Annotated in this window: 17 protein-coding genes; 11 read left to right on the forward strand and 6 right to left on the reverse strand. The window is 73.9% G+C overall.

The window, feature by feature from the left end; translation table 11 throughout:
- Positions 1-147: 147 nt before the first annotated feature.
- The 3 genes from F8R89_RS03810 to F8R89_RS03820 all read right to left on the reverse strand — a co-directional run bounded on the left by F8R89_RS03810 (position 148) and on the right by F8R89_RS03820 (position 2,867).
- Entirely contained in the window at positions 148-912 is a 765-nt protein-coding gene (locus F8R89_RS03810; RefSeq protein ID WP_151782606.1) for an SDR family NAD(P)-dependent oxidoreductase, read from the reverse strand.
- A 151-nt stretch (positions 913-1,063) separates the two neighbouring features.
- Positions 1,064-1,777, reverse strand: a complete 714-nt coding sequence (locus F8R89_RS03815) for an NADPH-dependent F420 reductase (protein WP_151782607.1) — start codon at positions 1,775-1,777, stop codon at positions 1,064-1,066.
- A 25-nt stretch (positions 1,778-1,802) separates the two neighbouring features.
- Entirely contained in the window at positions 1,803-2,867 is a 1,065-nt protein-coding gene (locus tag F8R89_RS03820; RefSeq protein ID WP_151782608.1) for an LLM class flavin-dependent oxidoreductase, read from the reverse strand.
- 110 nt (positions 2,868-2,977) lie between these two features.
- On the opposite strand from F8R89_RS03820, the gene F8R89_RS03825 reads away from it, so the two are divergent.
- The 4 genes from F8R89_RS03825 to F8R89_RS03840 all read left to right on the forward strand — a co-directional run bounded on the left by F8R89_RS03825 (position 2,978) and on the right by F8R89_RS03840 (position 5,753).
- Positions 2,978-3,451 carry a MarR family winged helix-turn-helix transcriptional regulator gene (locus F8R89_RS03825; RefSeq protein WP_151782609.1) on the forward strand — a complete coding sequence of 158 codons (474 nt, stop codon included), beginning with the start codon at positions 2,978-2,980 and terminating at the stop codon, positions 3,449-3,451.
- Positions 3,452-3,550: 99 nt separating this feature from the next.
- On the forward strand, positions 3,551-4,357 hold the full coding sequence (locus tag F8R89_RS03830) for an MBL fold metallo-hydrolase (RefSeq protein ID WP_151782610.1): 807 nt from the start codon (positions 3,551-3,553) through the stop codon (positions 4,355-4,357).
- A gap of 171 nt (positions 4,358-4,528) precedes the next feature.
- Entirely contained in the window at positions 4,529-5,221 is a 693-nt protein-coding gene (locus tag F8R89_RS03835; RefSeq protein ID WP_151782611.1) for a type 1 glutamine amidotransferase domain-containing protein, read from the forward strand.
- Between the two features lie 73 nt (positions 5,222-5,294).
- On the forward strand, positions 5,295-5,753 hold the full coding sequence (locus tag F8R89_RS03840; RefSeq protein WP_151782612.1) for a MarR family winged helix-turn-helix transcriptional regulator: 459 nt from the start codon (positions 5,295-5,297) through the stop codon (positions 5,751-5,753).
- A 72-nt stretch (positions 5,754-5,825) separates the two neighbouring features.
- On the opposite strand, the gene F8R89_RS03845 is transcribed toward F8R89_RS03840, so the two are convergent.
- Positions 5,826-6,389 carry an NADPH-dependent FMN reductase gene (locus tag F8R89_RS03845; protein WP_151782613.1) on the reverse strand — a complete coding sequence of 188 codons (564 nt, stop codon included), beginning with the start codon at positions 6,387-6,389 and terminating at the stop codon, positions 5,826-5,828.
- A 234-nt stretch (positions 6,390-6,623) separates the two neighbouring features.
- Here F8R89_RS03845 and F8R89_RS03850 point away from each other — a divergent pair, with 234 nt between their 5' ends.
- The 5 genes from F8R89_RS03850 (at position 6,624) to F8R89_RS03870 (ending at position 10,356) form a co-directional block, all read left to right on the forward strand.
- Positions 6,624-7,448 (forward strand): enoyl-CoA hydratase/isomerase family protein, encoded by an 825-nt coding sequence (locus F8R89_RS03850; protein WP_151782614.1) that lies wholly within the window; start codon positions 6,624-6,626, stop codon positions 7,446-7,448.
- 51 nt (positions 7,449-7,499) lie between these two features.
- The gene (locus F8R89_RS03855) at positions 7,500-8,072 is read left to right on the forward strand and encodes an HD domain-containing protein (RefSeq protein ID WP_151782615.1); all 573 of its coding nucleotides are present in this window, start codon (positions 7,500-7,502) and stop codon (positions 8,070-8,072) included.
- A gap of 221 nt (positions 8,073-8,293) precedes the next feature.
- Positions 8,294-9,286 carry a dihydroxyacetone kinase subunit DhaK gene (gene dhaK / locus F8R89_RS03860; protein WP_151782616.1) on the forward strand — a complete coding sequence of 331 codons (993 nt, stop codon included), beginning with the start codon at positions 8,294-8,296 and terminating at the stop codon, positions 9,284-9,286.
- A gap of 46 nt (positions 9,287-9,332) precedes the next feature.
- Positions 9,333-9,932: a dihydroxyacetone kinase subunit DhaL gene (gene dhaL, locus F8R89_RS03865; RefSeq protein ID WP_151782617.1), complete on the forward strand. Its 600-nt coding sequence runs from the start codon at positions 9,333-9,335 to the stop codon at positions 9,930-9,932.
- Positions 9,925-10,356 (forward strand): PTS-dependent dihydroxyacetone kinase phosphotransferase subunit DhaM, encoded by a 432-nt coding sequence (locus F8R89_RS03870; protein ID WP_151782618.1) that lies wholly within the window; start codon positions 9,925-9,927, stop codon positions 10,354-10,356. Before dhaL ends, F8R89_RS03870 begins: the two co-directional genes overlap by 8 nt.
- A 53-nt stretch (positions 10,357-10,409) precedes the next feature.
- Here the strand turns inward: F8R89_RS03870 and F8R89_RS03875 are convergent, their stop codons facing one another.
- The gene (locus F8R89_RS03875; RefSeq protein ID WP_151782619.1) at positions 10,410-11,105 is read right to left on the reverse strand and encodes a glycoside hydrolase family 75 protein; all 696 of its coding nucleotides are present in this window, start codon (positions 11,103-11,105) and stop codon (positions 10,410-10,412) included.
- Positions 11,106-11,564: 459 nt separating this feature from the next.
- Between F8R89_RS03875 and F8R89_RS03880 the strand changes: the two genes are divergently transcribed.
- Together F8R89_RS03880 and F8R89_RS03885 are read left to right on the forward strand one after the other, a co-directional pair.
- Positions 11,565-12,539: a fibronectin type III domain-containing protein gene (locus F8R89_RS03880; protein WP_151782620.1), complete on the forward strand. Its 975-nt coding sequence runs from the start codon at positions 11,565-11,567 to the stop codon at positions 12,537-12,539.
- 211 nt (positions 12,540-12,750) lie between these two features.
- On the forward strand, positions 12,751-13,293 hold the full coding sequence (locus F8R89_RS03885) for a hypothetical protein (protein ID WP_151782621.1): 543 nt from the start codon (positions 12,751-12,753) through the stop codon (positions 13,291-13,293).
- 31 nt (positions 13,294-13,324) lie between these two features.
- Here the strand turns inward: F8R89_RS03885 and F8R89_RS03890 are convergent, their stop codons facing one another.
- Positions 13,325-13,876, reverse strand: a complete 552-nt coding sequence (locus tag F8R89_RS03890) for a PadR family transcriptional regulator (protein WP_151782622.1) — start codon at positions 13,874-13,876, stop codon at positions 13,325-13,327.
- Positions 13,877-13,895 lie beyond the last annotated feature (19 nt).

The following is a 13,895-nucleotide window of genomic DNA, read 5'->3' on the forward strand; positions in this document are numbered from 1 at the left end:
CCGGTCGGTCGCGCCGGGGTCCGCCGGCCCGTGGCGGTCTCTCCGAAGCTATATCGCCCGACCGGCCGCCACCACTTGACAGCGGCCGCGCACCGGACCCGCGACCGGGACGGGTCGTGTCCGTCCCGGTCGCGGGGACCGCGTGGGTCACCAGGCGCTCGCGCCGCCGTCGACCGCGTAGTTGGCGCCGGTGATGTAGCCCGCCCGGTCCGAGGCGAGGAACGCGGCGAGTTCGACGATCTCCTCGGGGCGGGCGAACCGCTTGAGCAGCGTCTTGCTGGTGATCGCGTCCCGGGCGGCCTGGTTGTCGCCGAGGTCGCGGTCGCTGGCGGGGGTGAGCACCGGGCCGGGGCTGATCGCCACCGCGCGGATGCCGTGCGGGGCCCCCTCCAGCGCGAGTTGCCGGGTCATGCCGATGACTCCGGCGTTGGCGGCGGTGTGGGCGACCATCGGAGGGGTGGCACCGGCGATGAGACCGGCCTCCGAGGCGACGTTGATGATGACGCCGCCGCCGCGCCGGACCAGGTGCGGCCAGGTGAACTTCGACACGAGGAAGGGGATGTCGAGTTCGCCGGCGATGGTCGCGTGCCAGTCCTCCACCGGGAAGTCGGGCATCGGGCCGAAGCGCTGCATGGCCGCGTTGTTGTAGATCACGTCGAGTCCGCCGTAGGCCGCGGCGGCCTCCTCGGCGAGCCGGTGCACGTCGTCCGGGTCGGTGAGGTCGACCGGGGCGATGCTCGTCATCTCGCCGCCCGCGCGGCGGACGAGTTCGACCGTCTCCTCGTCGGCGGCGGCCTGGATGTCGGTGCCGACGATCCGGGCGCCCTCGCGGGCGAAGACCTGTGCCGCTACCCGGCCCATGCCGCCCGCGGTGCCGGTGATGAGCGCCACCTTGCCGTCGAGTGTTCCCATGGCTCTGCTCCTAGGGGTGAGACGCGTGGGCGGGGGTGCGCCACGCGGTGGGTGGTGCGGGGGCTCCGAGCCCTCCGCTATTTGCTTGACAAGTCAAGCACTTCTTACAACTCCAGCCCTCGCCGATCCATTCCCGGGACGGGTCCCGACGTCAGGCCGCCTCGCCGGATTCCGCGGGCGCGGCGGCGCGGGCCCGGCGCACGGCGCGGCCCAGCTCGGTCCGGGGGAAGCGGTCGAGCATGGCGCGCAGTTCGGCGGCCGCGACATACGCGCCGAAGGGCTCGGCGCCCGGCTGGAGCCGCACCCCGTCGGCGAGGGTCCCCGCCGGGACCGGGTCGAAGCCGAGACTCCCGACCAGCCGGGCCACCACGGCCCGGTCCTCCGGTCGGTCGCCGGCGACCGCGATCGCCGTGCGGTCGGCGGCACCGGCGGGCCGGGCGCCGCCCTCCAGGTCGTGGTAGCCCATGTGGTTGAACGCCTTGACGACGCGCGAGTCCGACAGGAACGCCTGGACCAGTTCGCTGGTGGAGCGGCGCGGGTCGGCGAACTCGTCGCGCACGCCGTCGACCTCCCACCAGTAGTTCATGGCGTCGATCACCAGCCTGCCCCGCAGCGCCTCCACCGGGAGGCTCCGGTAGCGGCCCAGGGGCAGGGCCAGGATCACCACGTCGGCGGCCGAGGCGGCCTCGGCGGCGGTGACCGGGACCGCGCCGGGCGCGAGGACGTCCACGGCGAGGGCGATGGCGCCGGGCTCGCCCGACCCCGCGATCAGTACGCGGTGGCCCGCGGCGAGGGCGAGCCGGGCCAGTACGGTGCCGAGCTTGCCCGCGCCCAGGACGCCGATCGTGCGGATGTCCGTGTCCATCGGGTCTCCTTCCGTTCCGTGGGGGTCAGCCGGCCAGCAGGTCGCGGACCATCGGGATCACCTTGGTGCCGTACAGCTCGACCGCGCGGAGCCGGGCGCTCACGGGCAGCGCGCCCGCGGTGTAGAGGAGGTCGAACCGGCCGACGCCGAGCGAGCGGACGTTGGCGGCGATCTTGCGGGCGACCGTCTCGGGCGAGCCGATGTAGAGGGAGCCGTGCTCGATCTCGGCCTCGTACTCGGCGCGTCGCAGCGGGGGCCAGCCGCGCTGGGCGCCGATGCGGTCGCGGATCTCCCGGTACGGCCGCCAGTACGCCTCCCGCGCCTCCTCGTCCGTGTCGGCGACGAAGCCGGGCGAGTGCATGCCGACCGGGTGGGCGGGGGTGCCGAGCTGGTCCGTCGCGCGCCGGTAGAGATCGACGTACGGGACGAAGCGCCCCGGGGGGCCGCCGATGATCGCGAGCATCATCGCGAGGCCGTGCCGGGCGGTGCGCAGGACGGACTGGGGCGAGCCGCCGACGCCGACCCAGGTGGTGAGGCGCCCGGACTCGGTCCGGGGCAGGACCTGGGCGTCCCTCAGCGGGGGCCGGACCGTGCCCTCCCAGCTGACGGGCCGCTCCTCGAGGAGGCGCACGAACAGGTCGAGCTTCTCCTCGAACAGGACCTCGTAGTCGGCGAGGTCGTAGCCGAAGAGCGGGAACGACTCGGTGGACGAGCCGCGGCCGAGGATGACCTCGGCACGCCCGCCGGACAGCGCGTCGACCGTGGCGAACCGCTGGAAGACCCGGACCGGGTCGTCGGAGCTCAGGACGGTCACCCCGGAGGACAGGCGGATGCGGTCGGTGCGGGTGGCGATACCGGCGAGCACGGTCTCCGGGGTGGACACGGCCCACTCGGGGCGGTGGTGCTCCCCCACGGCGAGCACGTCGACGCCGATGCCGTCGGCCAGGACGGCCTCGTCGACGACCTGCCGGATCGCCGCGGCGTCGGTGAGCAGGACACCGGAGTCGTCCACGGGCACGTCGCCGAACGTGTCGAGGCCGAGGACGAGCGCGGACGGGTCGTTCGGGTGGGCGTCGTTCGACTGGGACATGAGGGCTCCTCGAGGGGTGGTTCGCGCGAGCACGGGCGCCCGGCCGGCGTTTTATTTGACACGTCAAGTATTACTCCGCATACTTGACTCGTCAAACGAAAGGAGGCGGCATGGGCGGCAGACGCCGGGCCTACCCGACGACCGAAGAGCTGCGGATCTGGCGGGACTTCATCGAGACCGCGCAGGCGCTGCGCACCGAGCTGGCCGCGCGCCTGCAGAAGGACTCCTCGCTCTCCCCCGGCGACTACGCCACCCTGCTGGCGCTGAGCGAGGCGGACGGCGGGCGGCTGCGGCCCTCCGCCCTGGCACGCACCCTCGACTGGGAGCGCAGCCGGCTCTCCCATCAGCTGGGACGCATGGAGCGCCGCGGGCTGGTACGGCGCGTGGAGTGCGCCACCGACAGCCGCGGCGCCGAAGTGGTGCTCACCGACGAGGGCGCCCGGGCGTTCCGGGCGGCGGCGCTCCCCCACCTGCTCGCGATCCGCGAGCTGTTCGTCGCCGCGCTCGCGCCGGAACAGATCGCCGCGCTGGGCGACGCCGTGCGGGCCCTGCGCGCCGGGCCGGGCGCACGGCGGGACGACTGACCACGGGCCGCCGGTGGTGACGTAGATTTCCTGACGTCACGATCGTTTTCCGACAGGCATCTCTCGGCACCACGTGCCCGATCACCGGACGGAGTCGCCATGACGACCACGCCCCTCGCTCGCCAGGACTGCGCGGTCGCCGTCCTGGGCGGACCGACCGCCGTCATCGACATGGGCGGTCTGCGGATCGTGAGCGACCCGACCTTCGACGAGGCGGGCCCGCACGGATATCTCACCAAGACGGCCGGGCCGGCCCGGACCGAGGACGCGGTGGGCCCGGTGGACCTCGTCCTGGTCAGCCACGATCTGCACCCGGACAACCTCGACGAGCGGGGCCGCGCGTTCGCGCTGACCGCCCCGCTGGTCCTGACCGGGCCCGTCACCGCCGCCCGGCTCGGCTCACCGGCGCTCGGCCTCGCGCCCTGGACCAGCCACTCCCTGCCCCGCGCGGACGGCGAGGGCGACCTCACCGTGCTCGCGGTGCCCGCGACGCACGGCCCCGACGACGCCGAACGCGACGCCGACGGGAACGTCAACTGCGAGGTCACCGGTTTCGTCCTGTCCGGCCGCGGACTGCCCACGCTGTACGTGAGCGGCGACAACGCCTCGATCCGGGTCGTGGCGGAGATCTCCCGCCGCGTCCCGGACATCGGCGCCGCCCTGCTGCACGCCGGGGCGGCCCGGGTGCCGGCGAAGTTCGACGGGCGCCCGCTGTCCCTCGACAGCCGGCGGGCCGCCGCCGCGGCGGCCGTCCTCGGAGCCGGCGTGATCGTGCCGGCCCACTACGACGGCTGGGCGCACTTCTCCGAGGGGTTCACCGACCTCGAACTGGCCTTCCACGAGGCGGGCCTGTCCTCGCTGCTGCGGACCGCCCCGCACGGATCCTGGGTGGATCTGCGCGCCTGACGGCCGCCGGTCCGGGGCGTCGAGGACGCCCCCGGCAGGAGTGGCGGGCGTCCGCGGGTGCGGCCCGGGGGCAACGGGAGCAGCATGGCCCCGTGGGGCCGCGGCCATCGCTCCGTCCGCGGGCGTGGCGAGCGCCCCGCTCCGCAGCCTGCCGCGACGACGGGAGTGACCATGAGCGCGAAGCTGCTGTTCGTGATGACCGGTGCCTCGTACTGGACGCTCAAGGACGGGACGAGGCACGCGACCGGCTACTGGGCCGAGGAGTTCGCCGCCCCGTACAAGGCGTTCACGGACGCCGGCCACCGGGTCACGGTGGCGACCCCCCGCGGCGTGGTCCCGACCGTCGACATGATGAGCCTGCGCCCCGACATGGCGGGCGGCGCGGACACCGCGCTGGAGCTGGAGGGGGTCATCCGCTCCGCGGAGGAGATGCGCCGGCCGCTGCAGCTGGCCGTCGCGCGCCTCGAGGACTACGACGCCGTCTACTTCCCGGGCGGCCACGGCCCGATGGAGGACCTCTGGGAGGACCCCGACGCGGGACGGCTGCTGACCGCGGCCCTCGCCTCGGGCAAGCCGCTGGCCATCGTGTGCCACGCACCGGCCGCCATGCTCTCGACCAGGCTGCACGGTGTCTCCCCCTTCGCCGGCTACCGGGTGACGGCGTTCACCAACGACGAGGAGGACGGCGTCGGGCTGGCCTCCCGGGCCCGGTGGCTCCTGGAGGACGAACTCAAGGTGCTGGGCGTGGACTTCGTGCGCGGCGAGATGTGGAAGCCGTACACGGTGGTGGACCGCAACCTCTACACCGGGCAGAACCCGGCGTCGGCGGCGGCGCTCGCGGCCGAGCTGCTGAAGGTCCTCTGAGGGTCCCGCGGGGTCCTCCGGGGAGGGGCCGGTCAGCGGCAAGCCGTCCGTGGTGCCCAATTACACTGTGTCCATGGCAGATACGACGGCGATCAAGCCCCTCGACCAGGACGAGGAAGCGTTCCTCCGGGCCCTCGGACGGGTCATGGCGTACCTGCCGCGCGTCGTCGACGCCGACATGGCCAAGGAACAGCCGATCACCAGCACCGAGTACACGGTGCTGGTGCATCTCTCCGAGGCCCCGGAGAACCGGATGCGGATGAGCGACCTGGCCCGTATGTGCGGGCTCTCCCTGAGCGGGGTGACCCGCGTGGTCAAGCGCCTGGAGGCGCAGTCGCTGGTGCTCCGCCAGAAGTGCCCGGACGACGGCCGGGCCTGGCTCGCCGTCCTCACCGACGCGGGCTGGGAGCGGCTGAAGCTGGCCTGGCCGACCAACCTCGCGAGCGTGCGGCGGCATGTCTTCTCCCGCCTGGAGGGCTGTGACATCGCCGCCGCCGCCCGGGTCCTGGAGCGCATCGCCGAGGGCGACTGACGACGCCCGGACGCCCCACGGCACCGGCCGCCCCGGCCACCCCGCGCACGGGTGGCCGGGGCGGCCGTGGCGTCAGGCGGCGGCCCGCAGCGGGGCCAGCGCCTTCGACCAGGCCACCACCTGGTCGAGCGTCGTCACCAGCGTGTCGCGCTGGACGGGCGCGGGCGTGAAGGTGGTGAAGTTCTCGAAGTCGGTGAACAGCGAGAGCGCCACCTGGGAGCGGACGTCGGCCAGCTGGAGCTCGCCCGCGATGCCGCGCAGGTGCTCCACGGCACGGGTGCCGCCGACCGAGCCGTAGCTGACGAACCCTACGGCCTTGTTGTTCCACTCGGCGTAGAGGAAGTCGATCGCGTTCTTCAGCGCGCCCGGCACGGAACGGTTGTACTCCGGCGTCACGATCACGAAGCCGTCCAGCGAGGCGATCTTCTCGGCGAACGCCTGGGTGTGGGGCTGCGTGTAGTTGCCGAGGGACGCCGGGTACGCCTCGTCGAGGACGGGGAGCTTGTAGTCCAGCAGGTCGACGATCTCGAACTGGGCGTCGGTGCGCTCGGCGGCGACCTCGTGCACCCAGCGCGCCACGGCCTCGCCGTTGCGGCCCGGGCGCGTGCTGCCGATGATGATTCCGATCTTGGTCATGAGGACCTTCCCTGCGTGATGCGTGAGTGCGGTGATGCGTGAGGCGGTCCACGGAAATACTTGCTCCGTCAAGCAACCTCACCGCGAAGGTAACTCCATTTGATTGACGAGTCAAGCAAACAGGGAGTGGGCCGCTCGTCGCCCGGTGTCACCCGCGCGGGTGCGGTCGCGTGGGCATCGCGCGGGGGCGGGGCACAGTCACGAGCGACGCCCCCCTCACACAAGGACCGGTCCATGAGCGCCGCCGAGCAGTTCGCCGTCCAGGAGGTCAGCCCGTCGTACTGGCGGGTGACCTTCTCCAACGGAGCGATCAACCTGATCGACGCCGACACCCTCGATCAGCTCGCGGAGCTGATCACCCGTATCGAAGAGGCCCCCGACCTCACGGTCGTCGTCTTCCGCAGCGCCCGGCCGGACTTCTTCATGGCGCACTGGGACATGCTGGCCGACACCGCCCGGGTGGCCGCCATGCCCCCGGCCGCCTCCGGGCTGCACCCCTACGCCGACAACCTGTACCGGCTCGCGCGGGTGCCCGCCCTCACCGTCAGCGAGATCGCCGGCCGCACGCGGGGCGCCGGCAGCGAGTTCGCCCTGGCCACCGACGTACGGTTCGCCGGTCCCGGCGCCGTCCTCGGGCACTTCGAGGTCGGCATCGGCTCGGTGCCCGGCGGGAACCCCTCCGGGCGGCTGGCCCGGCTGCTCGGCCGGGGACGCGCCCTGGAGGTGCTGCTGGGGGCCGACGACTTCCCCGCCGACCTCGCGGCGCGGTACGGCTATGTCAACCGCGTGGTGCCGCAGGACGGGCTGGAGGGGTTCGTGGACGCCTTCGCGCGCCGCGTCGCCGGTTTCGACAAGGTGGCGGTGCGGGAGGCGAAGGCCCTGGTCGACGCGGTCACCGAGCCGCCGGTCGAGGAGTTCGCGGCGTCGCTGGCCGCGTTCTTCCGGACCTCCGGGCGCCCGGAGAACAGCGCCCGGGTCAAGCGGCTGTTCGACGCCGGGCTGCAGCGGCCGGACGGTGTCGAACGCGACCTGGGGCGGCACCTGGGACCATCGTCCTGAGAGCCCTGCCCGTCACGCCTCGTCCCACGCAGCAGAACAGGAGGCCCCGCCATGCGGATCACCTTCCCCGGAGCCGTCGCGGACGCCGCGTACGCGCACGTGAGCGAGGTGCTCGCCCCACCCGTCCTCCAGCACAGCGTGCGGGTGTGGCTGCTCGCCGACCACATCGGCCGGCCGCAGGGCGTCGACGGGCTCGAACGCGAAGCCCTCGCCGTGGCCTGCCTGTTCCACGACGCGGGCACGGCCGGCGTCTACGACGGGCCGCAGCGGTTCGAGGTGGAGGGCGCCGACGCGGCGCGCGCGTTCCTCGCGGAGCACGACTGGCCGCGGCCGCTCGTCCAGAGCGTCTGGGAGGCGATCGCGCTGCACACCTCACCGGGGATCGCGGAGCGGATGGGGCACCTGCCGCGCCTCGTCCGGGAGGGCGTCCTGGCCGACTTCGGGCGGACCGACCTGATCCCGCCCGGCGACGAGGAGTCCCTGACCGAGGCCCTCGCCGCGTTCCCGCGCATGGACGTCGAGACCGTGCTGAGCGACGCGGTCGTGGCGCAGGCGCTCCGGCAGCCGGAGAAGGCCCCGCCGTCCAGCTGGCCGGGCGGGCTGCTCGCCGCGTACCGGGCCTGACCGGGCGCGGACCCGGCCTTCTGACCCGCCCGACGCGGTGTACGGCTCATGCCCTCCGGGACACCGGCACGCCCGCGAAGGTGACCCGCGCTCCCGCAGGACCGATACTTCCGACAGCGGGACTTCTCGGCGCCCCGCGTGCGATCGTTGGCCCGTACCCACTCTGAACAGCACCGACGCAGGTCGCCTGGCCACCTGTGAGAGCTTCCCGGGAGGTACCCATGAAGATGCTGATCAACGTCGCGGAGACCGTGGTCGCGGACGCGCTGCGCGGGATGGCCGCCGCGCATCCGGAACTGGTCGTGGACGTGGCCAACCGGGTGATCGTCCGGCGGGACGCCCCCGTAGCGGGCAAGGTCGGGCTGGTGTCCGGCGGCGGGTCGGGACACGAGCCGCTGCACGGCGGATTCGTCGGCCCCGGCATGCTGTCGGCGGCCTGTCCCGGCGAGGTCTTCACCTCCCCCGTGCCGGACCAGATGGTGCGGGCCGCGGCCGCCGTGAACAGCGGCGCCGGTGTGCTCTTCATCGTGAAGAACTACACGGGCGACGTCCTCAACTTCGACATGGCCGCCGAACTCGCCGAGGACGAGGGCATCCAGGTCGCGAAGGTGCTGGTCAACGATGACGTCGCGGTGACCGACAGCCTCTACACGGCCGGCCGGCGCGGCACGGGCGCCACCCTGTTCGTGGAGAAGATCGCCGGGGCCGCCGCCGACGAGGGCCAGCCGCTGGAGCGGGTGGAGTCGATCGGGCGGCAGGTCAACGAGAACGCGCGCAGCTTCGGTGTCGCCCTGAGCGCGGTCACCACACCGGCCAAGGGCAGCCCCACCTTCGACCTGCCGGCGGGCGAGCTGGAGCTGGGCATCGGCATCCACGGCGAGCCCGGCCGGGAGCGGCGGGCCATGATGACCTCGGGCGAGATCGCGGACTTCGCGGTCGGCGCGATCCTGGACGACATGTCGCCGCGCAACCCGGTCCTCGTCCTGGTCAACGGCATGGGCGCGACTCCCCTGCTGGAGCTGTACGGCTTCAACGCCGAGGTGCAGCGGGTGCTCGCCGAGCGCGGCGTCGCGGTCGCGCGCACGCTGGTGGGCAACTACGTGACCTCGCTGGACATGGCCGGCGCCTCGGTCACCCTGTGCCAGGTCGACGAGGAGATGCTGCGGCTGTGGGACGCGCCGGTCAGTACGCCGGGCCTGCGCTGGGGTATGTGATCCGGGGCCGCACGAACACGAGCCACCCGCCACGCAAGGAGATCAAGTGCTCGACGCCGACTTCTTCCGCCGTTGGATGACGGCGACCGCCGCCTCCGTGGACCGCGAGGCCGAACACCTCACCGCCCTCGACTCCCCCATCGGCGACGCCGACCACGGCAGCAATCTGCAGCGCGGGTTCGCCGCCGTCACCGCCGCGCTGGAGAAGGAGCAGCCGCAGACGCCCGGCGCGGTCCTGATCCTGGCCGGGCGGCAGCTCATCTCCACGGTGGGCGGGGCGTCGGGGCCGCTGTACGGCACACTGCTGCGCCGCACCGGCAAGGCCCTGGGCGATGCGGCGGAGGTCGACGCCGAGCAGTTCGCGCAGGCCCTGCGCACCGGGGTGGACGCGGTGATGACGCTCGGGGGCGCCGCGCCCGGCGACGCCACCATGATCGACGCCCTGGTTCCCGCCGTGGAGGCGCTGGGCGACGGTTTCGCCGCCGCGGCGACGGCGGCGCGGGAGGGTGCCGAGGCGACGACGCCGATGCAGGCGCGCAAGGGACGGGCCAGCTATCTCGGGGAGCGCAGCATCGGGCACCAGGACCCCGGCGCCACCTCGTCGGCCCTGCTCGTCGCGGCTCTCGTGGAGGCATCCGATGAGTGACGCGACGAGTGACGCGAAGGAAGGCCGGCTGGTCGGCATCGTGCTGGTCTCGCACAGCGCGCAGGTGGCCGCGTCGGTGGCCGATCTGGCGCGGGGGCTGGCGGGCGGCGGGACCGACGTCCCCCTGGCTCCGGCCGGCGGCACCGAGGGCGGTGAGCTGGGCACGAGCGCCGAGCTGATCGCCGCCGCGGCGGCGTCGGTGGACCGGGGTGCCGGGGTCGCCGTCCTCACCGATCTGGGGAGCGCGGTCCTCACCGTGAAGGCGCTGCTGGCCGAGGGCGACGAACTGCCGGAGAACACCCGGCTGGTGGACGCGCCGTTCGTGGAGGGCGCGGTGGCCGCGGTCGTGACGGCGGCGACGGGCGCCGACCTCGCGGCGGTGGAGGCGGCGGCCGCGGACGCGTACACGTACCGGAAGGTGTGAGCGGGCGGGGCGGCGAGCCGGGTGACGGCAGGTGGCGGGCCCGCCCGGGTCCGTCACCGCCCCCGGGTGAACTTCCTGGCGACCCGCTCCCCGGTCCGTACGGCCTCGGCCGCGTCCTCGATGGGTTTGACGACCTCGTCCTTGAAGACGATGTAGGTGACGCCGGAGGGGGCGCCCCCGGCACGGGGGTCGGCGGGGATGCCGAGGGCCTCGGCGGCGGCGTACGACGCCTCGCCGATGATGTCGGCCGGGCCGACGTCGCCGACGACCGCGTAGCGCACCCGGCCCTGGTACACGACGGCGGCGAGGGACCCGCCCCGGACGCCGTGGGCGCGGTAGTCCCACAGGGCGCTGGGGGCGGGCACCACGATGTAAGGCAGCCGCTCGGCGCTGAGATAGCGGCCGTCGGACTGGGTGAACGCGGTGGCGGAGGAGAAGTGCGGGTCCGTGGCGCCGCTGCACCGGGCGGTGGGGCGGCCGTCGCAGTCGATGTCCAGGTCGGCCTTCCAGAACACGGCCTCCTTGGTCCCGCAGACGGGGACGGTCGCGGGCCGGCCGCTGTCGGTGCGGTAGCGGCCCCGGGACACCTGGGTGCACGTGCCGACCTTGGCCAGCAGTTCGGCGGCGCTGACGTCGGCTTCCTGGCTGACGGCCGGCTCCTCGGGGGCGGGGGGCGGCGGGGTCGGCGGGCTCGTCGGGGCGAGCAGGGCGGCTCCTGCCGCGGCCAGCGTCAGCGCATGCGATCGCACGTTGGGGGCCTCACGTCGGGGACACGGACACGCGTCCACCGGCGGGCCGGGGATCGGACCCGGCGGTCACGCACCGTGCACCGCACCGGCGAACACTCAGCCCAATCTGCTGGCCGTCCGATCATGCTGCCACCAGAGGGGTCCGTACGGTGCACACCGGCGGGCGACACGTCTGGCGTGCCCGGGGGGCCGCCGGCGGCCGGGGGCCTGACTCCCTGACGGATCCAGGCCCCGGGCCACCCGCGTCCGGCGCGGGATCAGCGACGACAGCGGCCCACGCCGAGGGCATGAACTCCCGAGCCCTCGAGGGAAGTTCAGCCATGAGGACCTTCAGCATACGGAACGCCCCGCACCGGTCTCCAGCGGCCACCCCTTCGCACCGCACTCTTGATGTGAGCGCGTCAGCCGGGTCATATTGGTCCGGACCATTGCCGTCGGTCCCCCTCGGGAGGCAGAGCCGTGCGACGCGTGTCCTCTCTCGTTCCCGCCCTCTGCGCCGGTCTCCTGCTCACGTCCTGCGGCTGGGGGGCGTCCGGCGACGAGGGCGCCCGGCCGCCGGGGGCACCGACCGGGGTCACGGCCCGGGCCGGCAGCGCGACCAGCGTCCATGTGATGTGGAACGCCGTGGCGGCGGGGGACGCGGAGGGGATCCGCGGCTACGAGGTGTACCGGGGCGGCACCAAGGCCGCGGAGGTGCCGGCCTCCACGCACATGGCCGACATCACCCGGCTGGAGCCCTCCCACGCCTACGCGTTCACCGTACGGGCCCGGGACACGGAGGGGCGGCTCGGGCCGCCGAGCCGGACGGTCCGGGCGACCACCCCGGCGGCCGTGGCCGCGGACCGCACGGCACCCAGCCGTCCCGGACGGGCCGCGGGACGGGCGGTCGGCAGCCGGGCCGTCCAGCTGTCCTGGACGCGGGCGACCGACGACCGGGGCGTGGTGTCGTACGACGTCTACCAGGGCGGGACGAAGATCCACAGCGTGGGCGGGAACCAGACGGCCACCGTGGTCACCGGGCTGCGGCCGGGCACCCGGTACTCCTTCACGGTCCGCGCCCGGGACGCGGCCGACAACCTGTCCCCGGCGTCGGCCGCCGTACGCCTCGGCACACCGGGTACCGACGACGGCCGCGGCACCGCGCCGACGGACTTCCGGGCCACGACCCGGCGCGCGGACGGGGCGTACCACGTCGATCTGCGCTGGACACCGCCGCGCACCGACGGCACCGTCACCGAGTACCAGGTCCAGGTCGACGGGCGGGCGGCCACCTCGCTGGTGTTCGGCGGGAAGCCGCCGCGCGGGACGGCCACGTACAGCTTCTACCTGGGCCCGGAGGCCGGGGTGCGGCACCGGGTGCGGATCCGGGCCATGCTGCCGGACGGCACCTGGGGCGGGTTCTCGGCGGAGCGGACCGTGACGACCGGGCCGTGACGACCGGGCTGTGACGGCCCTCGACGCCGGCCGGGCGCCAAACCGGTTCCGGCCCCCGGTCCCCCGAACGCGGCGCCGCGTCACCTGACCGGCCGAAGCCCGCATGCGCCCGCGTCCCCGTACGCGTTGGCTGCACCTGAGGCAGCACGGGCGTTCCCGACTACGGCGGCGCAACGGACGTACCGCCGACCGTGCCGCCGGAGGGCAACTCATGCGCAACTCCTCGCTTCTCCGCTCGGGCCTGACCGTGGCAGCCGCCTCCGCACTCCCCCTGTTCGCGGCCGCCGTCCCGGCCACCGCACAATCGGGGATCTCCGTGAGCACCACCGGCTCCACGGTCTCCGTCACGACCAGTGCGTGCACCCGGTCGAACGGCACCTGGGGCACCGCCTCGCTGCTCAACAGCCGGCAGTCGAACTTCTCGCAGGGCCGCCGGGTCTCCCTGACCGGCACGCAGGCCCTGCAGTCGGCGGCGTGGTCGGACGTGAGCGCCGGGACCCACACCGTCATCGTCATCTGCTCGGACGGGACGCGGGCCGGCACCCAGGCGGTCATAGTCTCCCCGACGGCCCGGCCCACGATCTCGGCCACGACGTCGCCCTCCCCCTCGCGCGGGGTGATGGGCGGGATGGGCGGCGGCAGCCGCGACTACGGCACGCTCACCATGGTGGGCGGCGGTGTCCTGGTCGGCGCGGGTGTCGCGGGGGCCGCCTGGTTCCTGCGCCGCCGGTCGTCGCGCCCGCGCCACCTGTGACGTCCGCCCGCCGCCCGCACGGCCCCGGGACTCACGCGGTCCCGGGTCCCGGCAGGTCGGGGAACTCCTCCAGCGCGTGCGTGAGCCACCGCGTCCAGAAGGTCTCCAGGTCGATGCCGGCCCGCAGCACCAGATGCCGCAGCCGGTCCTGGGAGCTGTCCCGGCCCGGCGGGAAGTCGCGCTTCTCGATCTCCTCGTACTCGGCGAGCTGACGCCGGTGCAGATCGAGGTGGCGGCGCAGATCCGCCTCGATGCCCGCGGTCCCCACGACCGCCGCGGCACGCATCCGCAGCAGCAGCGTGTCCCGCATGGGCCGCGGGTCCTGGGACGCCGCGGTCCAGCGGGCCAGTTCCTCGCGGCCCGCCGGCAGGACCTCGTAGCTCTTCCTCTGCCCGCGCGCGGGCTGTTCGGACGGCAGGGCCCGGATCAGCCCGCCGCTCTCCAGCCGCCCCAGCTCGCGGTAGATCTGCTGATGCGTCGCCGACCAGAAGTAGCCGATCGACTTGTCGAAACGACGGGTCAGCTCCAGCCCGGACGACGGCTTCTCGAGCAGGGCGGTGAGGATCGCGTGCGGGAGTGACATGGGGTCATCCTAGGGACGC

It is taken from the genome of Streptomyces sp. SS1-1, assembly GCF_008973465.1.
GTDB lineage: Bacteria > Actinomycetota > Actinomycetes > Streptomycetales > Streptomycetaceae > Streptomyces.